General features: G+C 61.4%; 16 protein-coding genes. 8 read left to right on the top strand and 8 right to left on the bottom strand.

Annotation, left to right across the window (positions count from 1 at the left end):
* Both Q0331_RS05815 and Q0331_RS05810 read left to right on the top strand, forming a co-directional pair.
* On the top strand, positions 1 to 412 hold a 412-nt coding region (locus tag Q0331_RS05815), incomplete at its 5' end, for a superoxide dismutase (RefSeq protein WP_298075518.1).
* 258 nt (positions 413 to 670) lie between these two features.
* Entirely contained in the window at positions 671 to 1,429 is a 759-nt protein-coding gene (locus Q0331_RS05810) for an LppP/LprE family lipoprotein (protein ID WP_298075517.1), read from the top strand.
* Between the two features lie 19 nt (positions 1,430 to 1,448).
* Here the strand turns inward: Q0331_RS05810 and msrA are convergent, their stop codons facing one another.
* Together msrA and Q0331_RS05800 are read right to left on the bottom strand one after the other, a co-directional pair.
* The gene (gene msrA, locus Q0331_RS05805) at positions 1,449 to 2,177 is read right to left on the bottom strand and encodes a peptide-methionine (S)-S-oxide reductase MsrA (RefSeq protein ID WP_298075516.1); all 729 of its coding nucleotides are present in this window, start codon (positions 2,175 to 2,177) and stop codon (positions 1,449 to 1,451) included.
* A gap of 68 nt (positions 2,178 to 2,245) precedes the next feature.
* On the bottom strand, positions 2,246 to 3,907 hold the full coding sequence (locus Q0331_RS05800) for a TM0106 family RecB-like putative nuclease (protein ID WP_298075515.1): 1,662 nt from the start codon (positions 3,905 to 3,907) through the stop codon (positions 2,246 to 2,248).
* 189 nt (positions 3,908 to 4,096) lie between these two features.
* On the opposite strand from Q0331_RS05800, the gene Q0331_RS05795 reads away from it, so the two are divergent.
* The 4 genes from Q0331_RS05795 to Q0331_RS05780 all read left to right on the top strand — a co-directional run bounded on the left by Q0331_RS05795 (position 4,097) and on the right by Q0331_RS05780 (position 7,801).
* Positions 4,097 to 4,723 (top strand): DUF6474 family protein, encoded by a 627-nt coding sequence (locus Q0331_RS05795; protein ID WP_298075514.1) that lies wholly within the window; start codon positions 4,097 to 4,099, stop codon positions 4,721 to 4,723.
* A gap of 97 nt (positions 4,724 to 4,820) precedes the next feature.
* Positions 4,821 to 6,593 carry an alkaline phosphatase gene (locus Q0331_RS05790; protein WP_298075513.1) on the top strand — a complete coding sequence of 591 codons (1,773 nt, stop codon included), beginning with the start codon at positions 4,821 to 4,823 and terminating at the stop codon, positions 6,591 to 6,593.
* 239 nt (positions 6,594 to 6,832) lie between these two features.
* Positions 6,833 to 7,177 carry an Lsr2 family protein gene (locus tag Q0331_RS05785; protein ID WP_298075512.1) on the top strand — a complete coding sequence of 115 codons (345 nt, stop codon included), beginning with the start codon at positions 6,833 to 6,835 and terminating at the stop codon, positions 7,175 to 7,177.
* A 78-nt stretch (positions 7,178 to 7,255) separates the two neighbouring features.
* Complete coding sequence (locus tag Q0331_RS05780) at positions 7,256 to 7,801, top strand: DUF2020 domain-containing protein (RefSeq protein ID WP_298075511.1); 546 nt, start codon at positions 7,256 to 7,258, stop codon at positions 7,799 to 7,801.
* Positions 7,802 to 7,832: 31 nt separating this feature from the next.
* Here the strand turns inward: Q0331_RS05780 and Q0331_RS05775 are convergent, their stop codons facing one another.
* Together Q0331_RS05775 and Q0331_RS05770 are read right to left on the bottom strand one after the other, a co-directional pair.
* Positions 7,833 to 8,018 carry a hypothetical protein gene (locus Q0331_RS05775; RefSeq protein ID WP_298075510.1) on the bottom strand — a complete coding sequence of 62 codons (186 nt, stop codon included), beginning with the start codon at positions 8,016 to 8,018 and terminating at the stop codon, positions 7,833 to 7,835.
* Positions 8,019 to 8,819 carry a class E sortase gene (locus Q0331_RS05770; RefSeq protein WP_298075509.1) on the bottom strand — a complete coding sequence of 267 codons (801 nt, stop codon included), beginning with the start codon at positions 8,817 to 8,819 and terminating at the stop codon, positions 8,019 to 8,021.
* Positions 8,820 to 8,898: 79 nt separating this feature from the next.
* On the opposite strand from Q0331_RS05770, the gene yidC reads away from it, so the two are divergent.
* On the top strand, positions 8,899 to 9,828 hold the full coding sequence (gene yidC / locus Q0331_RS05765) for a membrane protein insertase YidC (RefSeq protein WP_298075508.1): 930 nt from the start codon (positions 8,899 to 8,901) through the stop codon (positions 9,826 to 9,828).
* Here yidC and Q0331_RS05760 read toward each other — a convergent pair.
* The 3 genes from Q0331_RS05760 to Q0331_RS05750 form a co-directional block, all read right to left on the bottom strand.
* Positions 9,825 to 10,568, bottom strand: coding sequence for a TetR/AcrR family transcriptional regulator (locus Q0331_RS05760; RefSeq protein ID WP_298075507.1), 744 nt, complete (start codon positions 10,566 to 10,568; stop codon positions 9,825 to 9,827). The genes yidC and Q0331_RS05760 overlap by 4 nt on opposite strands.
* Before the next feature lie 143 nt (positions 10,569 to 10,711).
* Entirely contained in the window at positions 10,712 to 11,623 is a 912-nt protein-coding gene (locus tag Q0331_RS05755) for a universal stress protein (protein ID WP_298075506.1), read from the bottom strand.
* Positions 11,624 to 11,785: 162 nt separating this feature from the next.
* Entirely contained in the window at positions 11,786 to 11,941 is a 156-nt protein-coding gene (locus Q0331_RS05750) for a hypothetical protein (RefSeq protein ID WP_172457265.1), read from the bottom strand.
* A 21-nt stretch (positions 11,942 to 11,962) separates the two neighbouring features.
* On the opposite strand from Q0331_RS05750, the gene Q0331_RS05745 reads away from it, so the two are divergent.
* A complete protein-coding gene (locus Q0331_RS05745; RefSeq protein WP_298075505.1) occupies positions 11,963 to 12,979 on the top strand; it encodes a pseudouridine synthase in 1,017 nt (338 codons plus the stop codon).
* Positions 12,980 to 12,990: 11 nt separating this feature from the next.
* Here Q0331_RS05745 and Q0331_RS05740 read toward each other — a convergent pair.
* On the bottom strand, positions 12,991 to 14,011 hold a 1,021-nt coding region (locus Q0331_RS05740), incomplete at its 5' end, for an MFS transporter (protein WP_298075504.1).

The raw sequence follows: 14,011 nt of genomic DNA, 5'->3' as shown, positions 1-14,011 counted from the left end.
CAAGGACCTGGCTTTCAACCTGGGTGGCCACACCAACCACTCCCTGTTCTGGAAGAACCTCTCCCCGAACGGTGGCGGCGAGCCGACCGGCGAGCTGGCTGAGGCTATCAACCGCGACTTCGGCTCCTTCGAGGCATTCCAGGAGCACTTCAACGGCGCTGCTCTGGGCCTGCAGGGCTCCGGCTGGGCAGTCCTGGGTTACGACCACATCGCTGGCCGCCTGGTTGTCGAGCAGATGACCGACCAGCAGGGCAACCTGTCCATCAACCTGACCCCGCTGCTGCTGCTGGATATGTGGGAGCACGCTTTCTACCTGCAGTACAAGAACGTTAAGGCAGACTACGTGAAGGCTGTCTGGAACGTCTTCAACTGGGACGAGGTTGCAAAGCGCTACGAGGCTGCCCAGAAGTAAAGCTGCATCAAGGGGCGCCCTCGTAGGCGCTTCCCCAGCACTGAAAACTAAATAGAGCTGGCCCTGTATCAGCGCCGGAAGCATCTTCCGGCCATTTGATACAGGGCCTTTTGCGTCCCTAGAAACGCAGCCCTAGAAACACAACGGGCCCGGCGAACGGTTTCTTAAACGAGCACTCACTCACTTCACGCGCTCGATTGGACTTTCGCAGCTGGCTCACAAGTCAACTACACACCCACCTGAGATTGGAGAAGAACCATGAAGGCTCAAGTACGAACCATCCGTTCCAACCACTCCCCCGATTCCCAGCGCACGCGCGGTGGTCGCCGCACCCGCCAGTTTGGTGCCGTGGTCGCCCTGACTGGCCTGCTGCTGGGCACCGCAGCCTGCGGCGATGAGGACAACGCTGAGGATGCCCCAGCCTCCGTGACCTCCAGCACGGAAGCCGCAGACGCTGGCTCCGCCGACAAGGGCGAAGCGCCCAAGGAAGGCAACAACCAGAACGCAGAAGGGGCGAACACCGAAAACGCCGCTGTACCAAACCCCGCCGAGGGCGAGAATGCCGAAGGCGCCGATGGCAACGAAAGCCCTGACGAAGGCAACAAGGATTGCTCCGAACAGCCTAACTCCCCGGAGATCACGAACAACATCAGCAAGCTGCCGCCAAACCAATTCGGCTGGAAGCCCACGGGCGAGTCGAACTACAACCCCTGCAACGACCTCAGCTACGCGCTGATCACCCAGGCGCAGCAGGGCAACAGCCAGTTTGCAACCCAGCTGATGCTCTTCCACAAGGGCAAGTACATCGGCGTTGGCTCCGACACAATCCAGCAGGCGGAGGTTCTATCCGCCACGGATTCTTCCGTCACGGTGCGCATGCGCGACTGGGAGGCGCTGCAGGAATCCGGCGAGGCCAACGCGCAGGCCCCCAACTACTACTCGGACGTCACCTTCCGTTGGAACGGCAGCAAGGTAGTGCCGGAAGGCCGCATTCCGAACCAAGGCCTCTCCAAGTAGACCTGCAGTCGCTGGCTCGCTAGTCCCCTAGCACCCCGACGGGGCAACTCACGCCATTTGAGCCGTGGTTGCAATACCCGTCGGGGTTCTTGTGTAGATACTGCTGGTGCTCGTCCTCGGCCAGGTAGTACTGCCCGTCACCAATGTCCGCCAGCTCGGTGGTTTCCGTGGTGATCTCCCCGAAGCCCGCGTCGCTAAAGCGCTGCTGCCACCCAGCGATAGCCTGCCGCACGCGCCGCAACTGTTCCGCGTCCTGCGCGTACACGCACGAGCGGTACTGGGTACCCACGTCGTTGCCCTGCCGGTCGCCCTGCGTCGGGTCGTGGTTCTCAAAGGCGATCTGCAGCAGTTGCTCCAAGCTCACCGCGGCGGCGTCGAAAACAACCCGCACCACCTCGGCGTGGCCGGTCCGCCCGGTGCATACCTCGCGGTAGGTGGGGTTCGGAGTGTATCCGCCCGCGTAGCCCACGGAGGTGCCCCACACTCCGTCCACGCCCCAGAACATGCGCTCCACACCCCAGAAGCAGCCCAGCCCCAGGACGATCTGCGCGGGTTGCTGCAGCCCGTCGGCCTCGGCCCAGTAGCTATCCTCCAGCCCGGTCAGCGGCGTGCCCAGAACCACGTTCGGCTGCGGGTTCTCCAGCACGGGCGTGCGTCCGCCCTTCAGCGCGTCCTCCGGCCCGACCCTTTCGGCCCGGTACGGCCCCTGGCTGTTGAGCGCCATGATGCGTTCGAAGAAGTTCGTCATGTCCTTGTCCCTCTTTGCCCCTCTTTGTCCCTTGTTGTCCCTTGTTGTTCCTTTTTCTTCTTGACTGCTTAGTGACGCCGCAGCTCCCGCAAGCCCGGCGCGCCCCTGCGCAGCCACGCGCGAACCGCCGAGGTCGCCACGCAGTCATCGGCGTTGTAGCGCTCCAGCTTACGCCTGGCCGCCTGCGCCGTACTGCGGGATCCGCCGATGGCCTGCTCAAACAACTCCACCGCCGCCTTGCCGTTTATGCCCACCTGGCTGAACTCGAACCCCGCCAGCGGCGCTACCGTCTTTAGCCCCAGCGAGTCCGTGGGCGCCAGCGCCTTCTTCACCAGGCCGAAGCAATCACACCAGTGTTCGGAGGCGATGAAGGCATTCACCTCCTCCAGCGTGGGCATGGTCACCTTCACGTTGGTGCCCGCGACCGCATAGCGGCGCCCGCCGTAACGCTCAGCGGCGTGGCGCAGCCAGTAGTTTTCCCCCTGCGCGGCATACACCCACACCTGGAAGTTCTTTCCCTCCTCCAGGGCGCGGTCCTTCTGCGATTGCATCCAGTGCCAGAATTCGGCTACGTGTTGGCCTTCGTCGCCTTCCCGGCTGAAGTCCCCGAACCCGATGTAGCGCGAGCCGTCGAAGGTACCCCAGAGGAACGTGCCGCGGTTGGGGTGGGCCTCCATGTCTACGTCGATCTCCACCCAGTCACGCAAACCCCCGGCGGCGTTGCGCGCGCTACCGCCCCAGAGTTCCGGCTGCTCTTGCCAGTTCTTCTTCGGGCGGCGCAAAGCCACCTGCCCATCCATCCAGGCCTGCGCCAACTCCGCTTGCTCCCCGTTCGCGGAGGCCGCCAGCTGCGGTAGGGTCTCGATCCCCTTCTCCCGCCATGTGCGGGCTTTATCCCCCGGCAGCAGCAGGCTGATCTCCTGCGCCTGCAGCAACTGGGCCCGGCAGTGATTGTGGAATTCGCAGGTCTGACATTCCTTGATCCTGCGCGGGCCGGTCGGGATCGGTTCCTCCAACGCGGCCTGCAGGCCGGGGAGGACGGAGGGGGCGTCAAAAAAGAAACAACGTGGCCTGCCCGGCCCGGCGCGACCGATCAGTGCGACGGTGCTGGCGGCGAAGCCCCATTGGCGCAATACAACGTGGGCGATGGCCACCCTTTGGGCGTCCCCGGCGGCAGCGCGATGGCGGAAGTCAATCGGCGCCGGCACCGCCAAACCCAGGGCGCTAATGTCCGTCACCCGACAATCCGCCAACTGCGTGGCCCGCGCGCGGCGCGCCACGGAGTGCGAGGAGATCGCGACGGGCGTGTACTGCATAAACTCGTCGACCCCCTTGCCGCGGTCCGCGCGGACGAGCAGGTCCAGCTCTACCCGGAAAGGCCCTTCGGCCAGCACGGGGCGGGTGATCAGCCGAGCACCGGAAGCCAGCGCCTCCAGGGTCTGCTCGACGGCGGTGTCGGGCTCACTAGGGTCGATATCCACCCTGGTGGGAAACACTTTGTCGCCGATCCGCGGCTTGCTCGGAAGGCGCCGAAATACCTGCTCTCGCCGGAGCGCGGCGTTGGCTTTGCGCTGAACGGCCTCCACGTAGGCCTCGAGGTCCTGTGCAATGTGGATGCGCGGGGTCACGGGTGATTCCTGCTGTTCTTTGTGACGCCGCAATACCGCACGGTGGCGGCAGCCCACGAGGTCGCTAGGACCGAGCGGCGGAAGATCTTCAGGCAGGCTCACAATAGTTTCTAAGCCTAGCGCGTCCCCCGGACAGGCAGCGCGCCTCCCCAGAGGGTTGAGTGCCCAAATGGTTAAGCCTCCGCCCCGGGGTGTCGGAGTACAGTGAAGCAAGTACAGTAAAGATGTTTCTTAAGTAATCTGGTTGAACAGTAAGACAGATCAAGACAGATCAATTCGCATCGGAGTGACATGGGACTGCTCAGCGGTATGCGCAAGCGCCGTCAGGAAAAGAAGGCCATCGAGAAGGCAGCGAAGGTTCGCGCCAAGGCACAGGTAAAGGCCGACTCGAAGCTGGAGAAGCGCAAGGAGGCCTACCTGCGCAAGACAGCCAAGCAGGTGCGCAAGATGGATGCCAAGGAGCTCAAGGCGCAGCGCAAGCACAACGAGAAGATGGCGAAGGCCTCGCTGGAGCAGATCAAGGCCGGTCGTTTCAACGCCAAGAAGGTGCTGAGGATCGCCAGCGCTGCCCGCGTAGCCGCCCCCTTTGCAATCCCGCTGTTCTACCGTGGCGCCACCGCCCTACAGGAAGCCTCCAATAGCTCCGCGGCTCGCCGCACCGGCCTGGCTACCAAGGCAACCGCCCAGTTCCCGGGCGATGGCGGCCTGCAGCAGGCGCGCATCAAGAGGATCCGCAAGTCCCTGGACGATGGCGTGCCGACCGGCTTTGCCAAGGACATCTCCGAGCGTATGGACGACTTAGATACGGCCGTCGAGAACTCCCGCTCCATGAACGACGGCCAGGCAAAGCGTGTGCTGCGTTCCGTATCCAACGAGCTGGATCTGGTGGAAGCCCAGATTAAGGCCAAGCGCAAGTAGGGCAGACACTTGGGCTTGGCCGGCCGCTAGACCGAGCTAGCTCAGGCTGGGGGGATCTCACCCAGCGAAACCCGTTTGTGCGTGGTTTTATTGGGCTATGACGAACAAGCCTCAGGAAAACTCCACCCCTGCCCAGTCCGGCCAGTTCACCCGCCGCCAGGTTCTACAGACCAGCGCGGCCGGCGCAGCTGCCGTCGGCATCGGCACCGTTGCCGCCAACTCCACCGCCTCCGCCGCGCCGCTGGGCTCCACCAAGCGCCCGAACCCGCCCATCAACAAGAAGATGGGCAAGGAAGCCTTCCAGCACGGCGTTGCCTCCGGTGACCCCTACCCGGATAGCGTGCTGCTGTGGACCCGCGTGACCTCCAACGAAAACGACTACCCGGGTGACGGTCAGGGGCAAGCCACCAACGTGAAGTGGGAAGTCGCAAGCGACGAAAAGTTCACCCAGATCGTCACCTCCGGCACCGCGAAGGCGGAGCCTGCCGGCGACATGACCGTGAAGGTAGAGGCCCGCGGCCTGAAGCCCTACACCGGCTATTTCTACCGCTTCACCACCGTCGACGGCCCCCGCAAGGGCCAGACCTCCCCGGTCGGCAAGACCCGTACCGCACCAGCCAAGGGCGCCGACGTTTCTGAACTGCGCTTCGCGCTGTTTAGCTGCTCTAACTGGGAAGCCGGTTTCTTCAGCGCCTACCGCGATATGGCCAAGCGCGGCGACATCGACTACGCGCTGCACGTCGGCGACTATATCTACGAGTACCCGCGCGGCGAATACACCGGTAAGACCGGCTCTGTCCGCCTGCACGAGCCAGCCAACGAGATCGTCTCCCTGGCCGACTACCGCCAGCGCTACGCACTGCACCACACCGACCCGGACCTGCAGGCCGCGCATGCTGCTTGCCCGTGGATCGTCACCTGGGATGACCATGAGGTCGCCAACGATAACTGGTCGCACGGCGCGGAGAACCACCAGGCGGACAAGGAGGGCGACTTCATCGCCCGCCGCAACGCCGCCATGCAGGCCTACCTGGAGTGGCTGCCGATCCGCGCCACCCCACTGTCCGAGAAGGGCCACATCTACCGCAACCTGTCCTTCGGCAACCTGGTCGAGCTGAACATGCTGGATCTGCGCACCTACCGCAACGAAAAGCCAGGCTTCACTTCCGCCCGCAAGACCGACGATGAGTCCCGCACCATGCTGGGCTCCGAGCAGTTCGGCTGGCTGACCAAGAAGCTGTCCACCTCCACGGCCCGATGGAACTTCATCGGCAACTCCGTGATGTTCAGCCCGGTTCTGATCCCGCCGCTGGATCCGGAGGCCACCAAGGCCGTCACCCAGCTGCTGGGTCTGCCGGAAGAGGGTATGCCCTACAACTTCGACCAGTGGGATGGCTACGCCGCCGAGCGTCGCCGCGTGATCAATTACCTGGTGGAGAACAAGATCCGCAACACTGTCTGGCTGACCGGCGACATCCACTCCTCCTGGGCCAACGACATTCCGGCCAAGCCTGGCACCTACCCGGCCGGAGGCACCGCCGGCGTGGAGATCGTCTGCACCTCCGTTACCTCCTCCAACATCGACGACATTCTGAAGTTGCCGGAGGATAACGCGCTGTCCCACACCGTCGAGTACGCCTTCACCAACATGAACCGCCACGTGAAGTACCTGGACTTCGACTCCCACGGCTACACCGTCGTGCGTTTGACGAAGGATGCCGTGGACGCGAACTGGATCTTCCTGGCTCCGGACGGCAAGCTGAAGCCGAACCAGCCGCTGCACTTCGGCAAGGCCGCCACCACCAAGTGGGGCGAGGGCATCCACACCTCCAACGTGCGCATCGACCCGGCTAAGCACTCCGCCCACTAAAAACCTTAAAGCGCTTTATTACCCTCAGGTACACACCTGGGGGTATTTTTTATTTATTCTTTTCTTAATGACGCCACCCTTTCCAGCGCCTTTACAGTTCATTTAGCTTTAAACAAAGTTCATCATTGAGACTTGCCTTTAGTGAGTTAGACTAGTGCTTGAAAATCTATTAACTAAGTAGTGCAGGCAACAGCCCGAAAGCTATATGCAACAAACACTTAGAAGAAAGGAATGCCCCGATGGCACGCCGCGAAATTACCCAGTTCTTTGACGACCTGGACAATGCCCCACTTTCCGAGGAGGAGGTCAACGTCGTTGATTTCAGCGTCAACGGAATTGATTACACCCTGGATTTGTCCGCCAAGAACCGTGCGGCTTTTGAAAAAGCTTTGGCTCCTTACATTCAGGTTGCCCGCCGCAAGACCCGCGGTGGTGCCGGGCGCCGCACCACTAGCCGCAGCACCAACCCGGAGCGCAACCGCATGATCCGCGAATGGGCACGCGAGAACAACGTTGCGGTCTCCGAGCGTGGCCGCATTTCCGCCGACGTTATTGAAAAGTTTGAGAAGGCTCAGGGCAAGTAAACACTTTTCTTTTTTTAGGAGATTCGAGGTTTTTCGAAGTTGGGGCGTCACAAGATAAAAAGAGCATCCCTAGCACTGGTGGCAGGCACCGCGCTGGCCTTTAGCATCAGCGCCTGTGGAGGTGCGGAAGACGACGAGCTAACCTCGGAAACCTCCGCAGAACGCACCGTCGACCCGGTCAAGGGCACGGAGCTGCCGATTGACGCCGCCCCGGAGCCAGTGGGGCAAGGCGGCCAGGAGGTTTGCCCCTACCTGGACGGCGAGTGGTTGCAGAACACCAACGGCCAGCGCCTCACCGGCACCGGCACGGACGAACGCTTCGACCCTCCCGCCTGCGTTTTCTGGTCTTACGAGGACTACCCGCAGGCCACGGTGATGGTGCGCCACATGCGGACCAACTCCGATGCGATCGCAGTGGTGGACCATGCGGCGCCCATCGATTCCACGCTGAAGGCTCTCGAACCGGAAGGGTGGAGCGGCGGTCGCCGTGGCGGCAACGAGGAATCCGGCGCGGTGTACGCGGTGTGGAAGGACGAAACGGCCGTGGTGGTCACCACTGCGCAGGAGCAGTCCGTGAAGGCGCAGAAAATCGCTGAGGAGACGATCAAGAACCTCAAGCTCTAAGCGGCGCTCAAGCTCTAAGCGGCGCGCGGGCTCAAGCTAAAGCAGCGACCCGCAGCAGCCCGTCCGAAACGCCCACATCGGTCCAGGGCATCATCGGCCCGATCCAGGGGAACACGACCTCCATAAGGAGGAAGAAGATGCCCACCAGCAGCACCAGGACGATCAGCAGCTTAACCCACCAGGGACCCGGCAGGTTACGCCACAACATCGCGTACATTTAAGCTCCCTTCGTCAATTCCTCGGGCACCTCGCCGCCCTTCTTCAGCTCCGAACGGACTAGTGCCGCGTGGACGATCATGCGCTCCTTGTTAGAAAACTGCGGGTGGCAGGTCGTCATCGTTAACAGCGCCGCATCGTCCTTGGGATGCACCTCGACGCGCTCCTGACCGGGGACAGGATTGATCACGTTGATGTCGTTCGGAGTGGTGATATAACGGCCGTTGACGCCCGCGTATTCACCACTAGAAATTTTCTGCGCCAGCTCTGGGGGCATGCACTTCTTGGCCTCCGCCAAACGATCACCCGGAGCTACGTCGATCGGCAGCACACGGTAGATATTCCAGCTGCCGGCGGTTTCCACCACGACGGAATCGCAGGTTTTCAGCAGGCCCAGGTCGTTAAAGGGGGAGCCACGGCCTACGCGGTGACCGGCCATGGCGAAGTTACCGGGCTTACCTGGCGCCTGGGTCTCCTGGTAATGCCCCGGCCCCTTGGTCAGGTCCTCGTCGGTCACGCCCTTGACCACGGAGAAGTTAAAGTCCGAGCCAAAGGAGGGAATATGTAGCCGGGCAAAGGCGGCGCCTTCAGCCGGTTCGGTCAGCGGACGAGGGTTCTTTTCATCCCACTGATCATCCAGCTCCTGGGCGACGGCAGCTTGTTGACGGCCGGATTGAACATCCGTCCAAAAAACATCCCAGAAGCCGAAGAGCAAGGCGAGGACACCAAACGTGATGAGGATTTCGCCGAAAACACTAATCGGGTCGAGTCGTGTTTTCGCCTGTCGTCGGTGTCGCGCCATGCGTCACATCGTACTACGTTCTAGGGCGTTTCCCCACCGTATCCCGCAGCTATCTCTCATGGCGGGTAAGCTCTCCTCCATGAAGATTGTCGAGTATCCCGTTGCCCTATTCCTGAAGGCATGGCATTACCTTTTTGCCGATATTTTTGGCTGGGATACAGCGCAATCTTGGTTGCTGGCACTTGTGCTTTTAATCGTCACCGTTCGGTCACTGCTTTTGCCTTTCGTCTACCGGCAGTCTTATTCCAGCCGTATTCTGATTAACATCCGACCAAAAGTTTATCGGCTGGAGCAGGAATACAGCGATGATAAAACGGCGGAAGGTCGCAAGGAGCTGGCCAAGAGGCGACGCGAGCTACAGAAGGAGCACGAATATCGCTTCTCCGATGGTTGCATTCCCGCGCTTATCCAGATTCCGGTTCTGATTGGCCTGTACCGCATGCTCATTCACGTCACCAGCCCGGACCCAGAGATCAACGCTTCCGTCAACGGCTTTGGCCCTCTGAATGCCGAGGAAGTCCAGTCACTGCTTTCCGCAAAGCTCTTCGGGGTGCCTATGGCCGCTTATGTGCAGATGGCTGATTCGCAGTTCGCGGAAATTCACACCACTAAGGAGCAGGTCTTTTGGGTAGTGTTCCCCATGGCTATTCTGGCGGCGATTTTCACCACATCTAACTGGGCTTACTCCATGTACCGGAATTACCTCACGGTGGATCACAACTCAGGTTTGGCTCGCGGACTGCTGAAGTTGATGTGGCTGATCGGTCCCATCGTCCTGCTTGCTCCGTTTACCATTGCCCTGGGCGCGGTCGGCCCGGTCGCGTTGATGATCTACTGGGTGGGCAACAACCTGTGGACTACCACCCAGACGATCACCATTCAGCGGATCCTGGATCGCAAGATTCCCTACTCTGAGGAGTTCCTGGAGCACCACAAGGTGATGAAGAACCAGCTGGTCGAGCGGAAGAAGGAGAAGAAGCTGGGGCGGAAGGCCAAGCGAACTGGCTAGATGTTGTAGCTCATCGGCGCCGTCAGCAGTAGCTGCTTCGCCAAGCCTCTAGCGGTTTCCAGCGGCACGGTGTTGCGGGACATCTTCGCGCCGTTAAGCCCGCCATCCATGAACACCATCAGCTGGTCGGCCAGCGTCTGCGAGGCATAGCCAAAGCGTTCCGTGAGTAGCTCGGCCATCGTGTCGCGACACCAACGACGGTACTCCATCGCCGCGTCGCGGATGCGCTGTTCCGAGTCGGTCTCGGGCCGCGGGTACTCGCTGGCCGCATTCTGGAAGTGGGAGCCGCGGAAGTTGTTTTCTGGCTCCTGCTGAATGCACAGGTCGAAGAACGCGATGATGCGATCCTCTGGCTTTTCGCGCTTATCCGCCAGCGCGTGCCAGTCCTCGCGCCACTTCTGATCCAGCTCCTGCAGGTAGGCGACAACCAGGTTGTCCTTTGATCCAAATAGGGAATACAGGCTGGCCTTCGCCACGTCTGCATCGCGCAGAATTCGGTCGATTCCGATCACGCGGATGCCCTGCGTGGTAAAGAGGTTCGTCGCGCTTGCCAGCAGGCGCTGGCGCGGCCCGGGTCGGTTGCGACGGCTGGAGCGGGCTGTCTGCTTAGTCGCCTTACTGGTTCTCTTGGCCGTTTTCTTCGCGACCTTTTTGACCGTCTTCGCGCCCGCTGCCTTGGCCGAGGAGTCAGTAGAGGCCGCGGAGCCCGCCGTGCGGGTTTTATCCTCTGCCGTTGCCATCTACTTTCTCCTTACCTTTGTCTTCCTTGTAATCTCTGACGGTCAGCCTTTAGCGCGCTTACTCGCCTAAGTCTACAAAATCCTGCAGAGCCCATTGGACTCTACAGGATCTGTATTATCTTGCGCTATTGATTTGCGCGTGCTTACTTACGCTTCTTGTCCTTCGGACGGACAACCATCATCGGGCACGGTGCGTACTGCAGCAGGGTGCGGGAGGTGGAGCCCAGCAGCATGCCCTTGAAGCCGCCACGACCGTGAGAGCCAACGATAAGCAGCTGTGCGTCCTTGGCCGCCTCGGTGAGGGACTGCACCGGACGCTCACGCTCGACGATCTCCTCGACCTGTACGCTCGGGTACTCCTTGATGAGCTCCTTCAGCTCGTCTTCCATCATGTTCTGACGCTCGACGATCATGCGATCCATCTGGTTCTGAGCATCCACCAGGCCAACGTAGGTGGTGTGGATCTGCGTGTCTGTCCAAGAGTGAACGGCGCGCAGCAGGGCGCCGCGTGCCTCTGCCTCGCGGAAGGCGATCTTCAGCGCCTGGCGGGAGATTTCGGAGCCATCCACACCAACTACGACGGGGCCGTACTTGTTATCGACGGTCACGTCGTTGTCCTTGCGCACAACCACGACAGGGCAGTCGGCGTGGGAGACCACAGCGCTGGAGACGGAACCCATAACCAGGCCGGAGAGGCCGCCCAGGCCGCGGGAGCCCATGACGATCATCTCCGCAGTTTCAGAGAGATCCAGGAGAGTATCGATCGGGGCGCCTTCCTTGACCAGGTAGCTAACCTCGACGTCGGCGCTGAAGTCGGTGACGATCTTGCGGGCGTTCTCGATCTTGTCGCCGGCCTCGCTCTCGAGCTCGTCGTAGAGCTCCTGCGGCGGAACCATTCCGTCGGCGTACATGAACTGCGGCATGGTGTAAGCGCTCACCAGCTTCAGTGGCTGCTTGCGCTTCAGGGCAGCGTTCGCAGCCCACCTAACGGCTTCGTTGCTGGCATCAGAGCCATCAACTGCGACGATGATTTCCTTATCGCTCGTGGTAGCCATGGGAAACGATCCTTCCTTGCAAGGGCATTATTTCATTGATCCTCTACCACCTCCCATTATCCTTAAAAGCGCTAATCAATGCAGAAAGGGTGCCTATTTGCCCCTATTTTCGGGACAAGTTAGGCACCCTGTGGGTGGGAATTTAGATTTTAGGTTGAGGGACTAGGCCTGGGTGTCGGGCAGCGGAACGTCCTCAGCGCCGGGTGCGTTGGACGGGGAGAAGAACTCGAGGAGCGCGCGGAAGATGTTCAGCAGAACACCGCCGAGCTCGCTCTTGAACAGGTTAGACAAGGAACCGGTAATTGCAGCAATATCCATGCCGGGTAGCATAACGGATTGATGGGACCTTTACCAGTAAAAAGGGGCTTAAATCCTACGCGGATTCTTGTTCCCCCAGCTACCGACACGCCGTGGGTGGCAAAAGATTTTTTGTGGCACCTTATTTCCTCCCAGCGCCACCGCGCAGAAGATGATAATTTTAGTGCCGTTTTAGAGCGCTTCGCCGCAGGTGAAGTGTGCCTGGATTCCGGTGAAGCGCTCGCCCCGGATGACGTCCTGCGCCCCGGCAGCTTCATCAACTTTTATCGGCGCCCTGCCCCGGAACGTCCCGTCCCCGGCGAGATTACGGTGCTGCACCAGGATGCGGATATCGTCGTGGTGGATAAGCCCCCTTTCCTGGCCACCCTCCCACGCGGCCAGCACATTACCGAAACCGCGCTGGTCAAGGCTCGTGTGCAGCTCGGCATTCCGGAGCTGTCCCCCTCTCACCGCCTCGACCGCCTGACCCGCGGGGTGCTTCTGATGACGGCCCGCCCGGAGGTGCGCGGCGCCTATCAGACGATGTTCGAGCGGCGCATTCCTCACAAGGTCTACGAGGCGCTGACTCCCCTGCCCGAGGAGGCTCCCTTCGCCCCCATCCCCCGACTAGCCGACTGGCGCTCGTGGGATCCTCCTACGCCGGAGCGTCCATGGCGGCTGGAGCACACCATGTCCAAGACTCGCGGGCACCTCAGCACCATCCTCACCGACGGCCCGCCCAATGCCCTTACCCTGGTCACGGAGCTGCGCACAGAGCACCGCGACGGCCGTGATGTCCTAGTGTGGCGCCTGGAACCACGCACTGGCAAGACCCACCAGCTTCGCGTCGTCCTTCGCTCGCTTGGGTTGCCGATCCTGAACGATCCTCTGTACACCGAACTCACGGACGCGGCGCTCTTTTCTATTGACGCCCCTACGCCCCGACCGGTCTACGTGGAGGACGAGGACTTTGCCGCCCCCATGGGCCTGATCGCCAAGGAGCTCCGCTTCCCTGACCCACTGAGCGGCGAGGAGCGGGAGTTCATCAGCCGGTTCTAGCTGGCGCTAGATCAGTCCTGCAGCTCCACGGTGACGCCGCGCAGGATTCGCGCTGTGTAGAGGCATCCGGCCGCCAGTGCCAACACGACCAGGGCGGTGATCATTGCGAAGGCATGGGAGTAAGCCGTATCTGCGGCGGCTAGCAGCTGTTCGGCCCAGCTGGAGTCCGAGAAATGGGCGATGTGCACCGCGGCATGCAGACTCTCCGTTGCTTCTGCTGGGGCTCCGGCCGGCAGGGTGATCAACGCGGAATAGAAGGCCGTGACCAGGCTGCCGAGGACCGCGATGGAGGTCAAAGATCCGAACTCGTAGCTGACTTCCTCCACTGAGGAGGCCATGCCCGCGCGATGGCTCGGCACTCCTGAAATCATGGCGATGGAGGCTACCGCCATCACCGCGCCTAGCCCCATGCCCTTAATGAATAGGCCGCTGAGAAGAAGGGGCGTCGAATCCAAATAACCATAGAGGCACACGCATAGAGCACCGACCGTGGCTAGGCCAAACCCGCCGGCGATCAGGCGTCGGATGCCGAAGCGCGTTAGGCGGGCACCGGCATAGATGGACGTGAAAAGGGCTCCCAGAGCTGCAAAGGTCACGTACACGCCGGAGTGCAGCGGCGACAATCCGTCGGCGAGTTGCAGCTTCTGAGTGATGACGTACTGCAGACCAGCGAGGGCGAACATGGACAGGGCGGCTCCCAGGGCGCCGGCGCGGAAAGCGGGGAATCGGAAGATGTCAAAGGTGATCAGGGGTTGCTCGAGCCCGTTCTGACGTCGCGTAAAGGCCCAGCCGCCCACGAGAAGCAACACGGCTGCAACGCCGATGACTGGCCAGTTTTGCGGGGAGTGGCTGCCCTCCTTGATAAGCATGACTGCGCTGACCAGAGTGATCATCGCGTAGAAGGAAGAGATAAAGTCCCAATGCTTTTCGGGTCGTGGCTGATCCTTCGGAGCGACGAAGGGCACGGCGACCAAGGCTGCGATAACAAGCGGAACGTTAATCAGGAAGCAGGACCCCCACCAGTACAGTTCC

The sequence above is a fragment of the uncultured Corynebacterium sp. genome, assembly GCF_937999985.1.
Classification (GTDB): Bacteria; Actinomycetota; Actinomycetes; order Mycobacteriales; family Mycobacteriaceae; genus Corynebacterium.
This window is presented reverse-complemented; position numbering and strand designations above follow the sequence as displayed.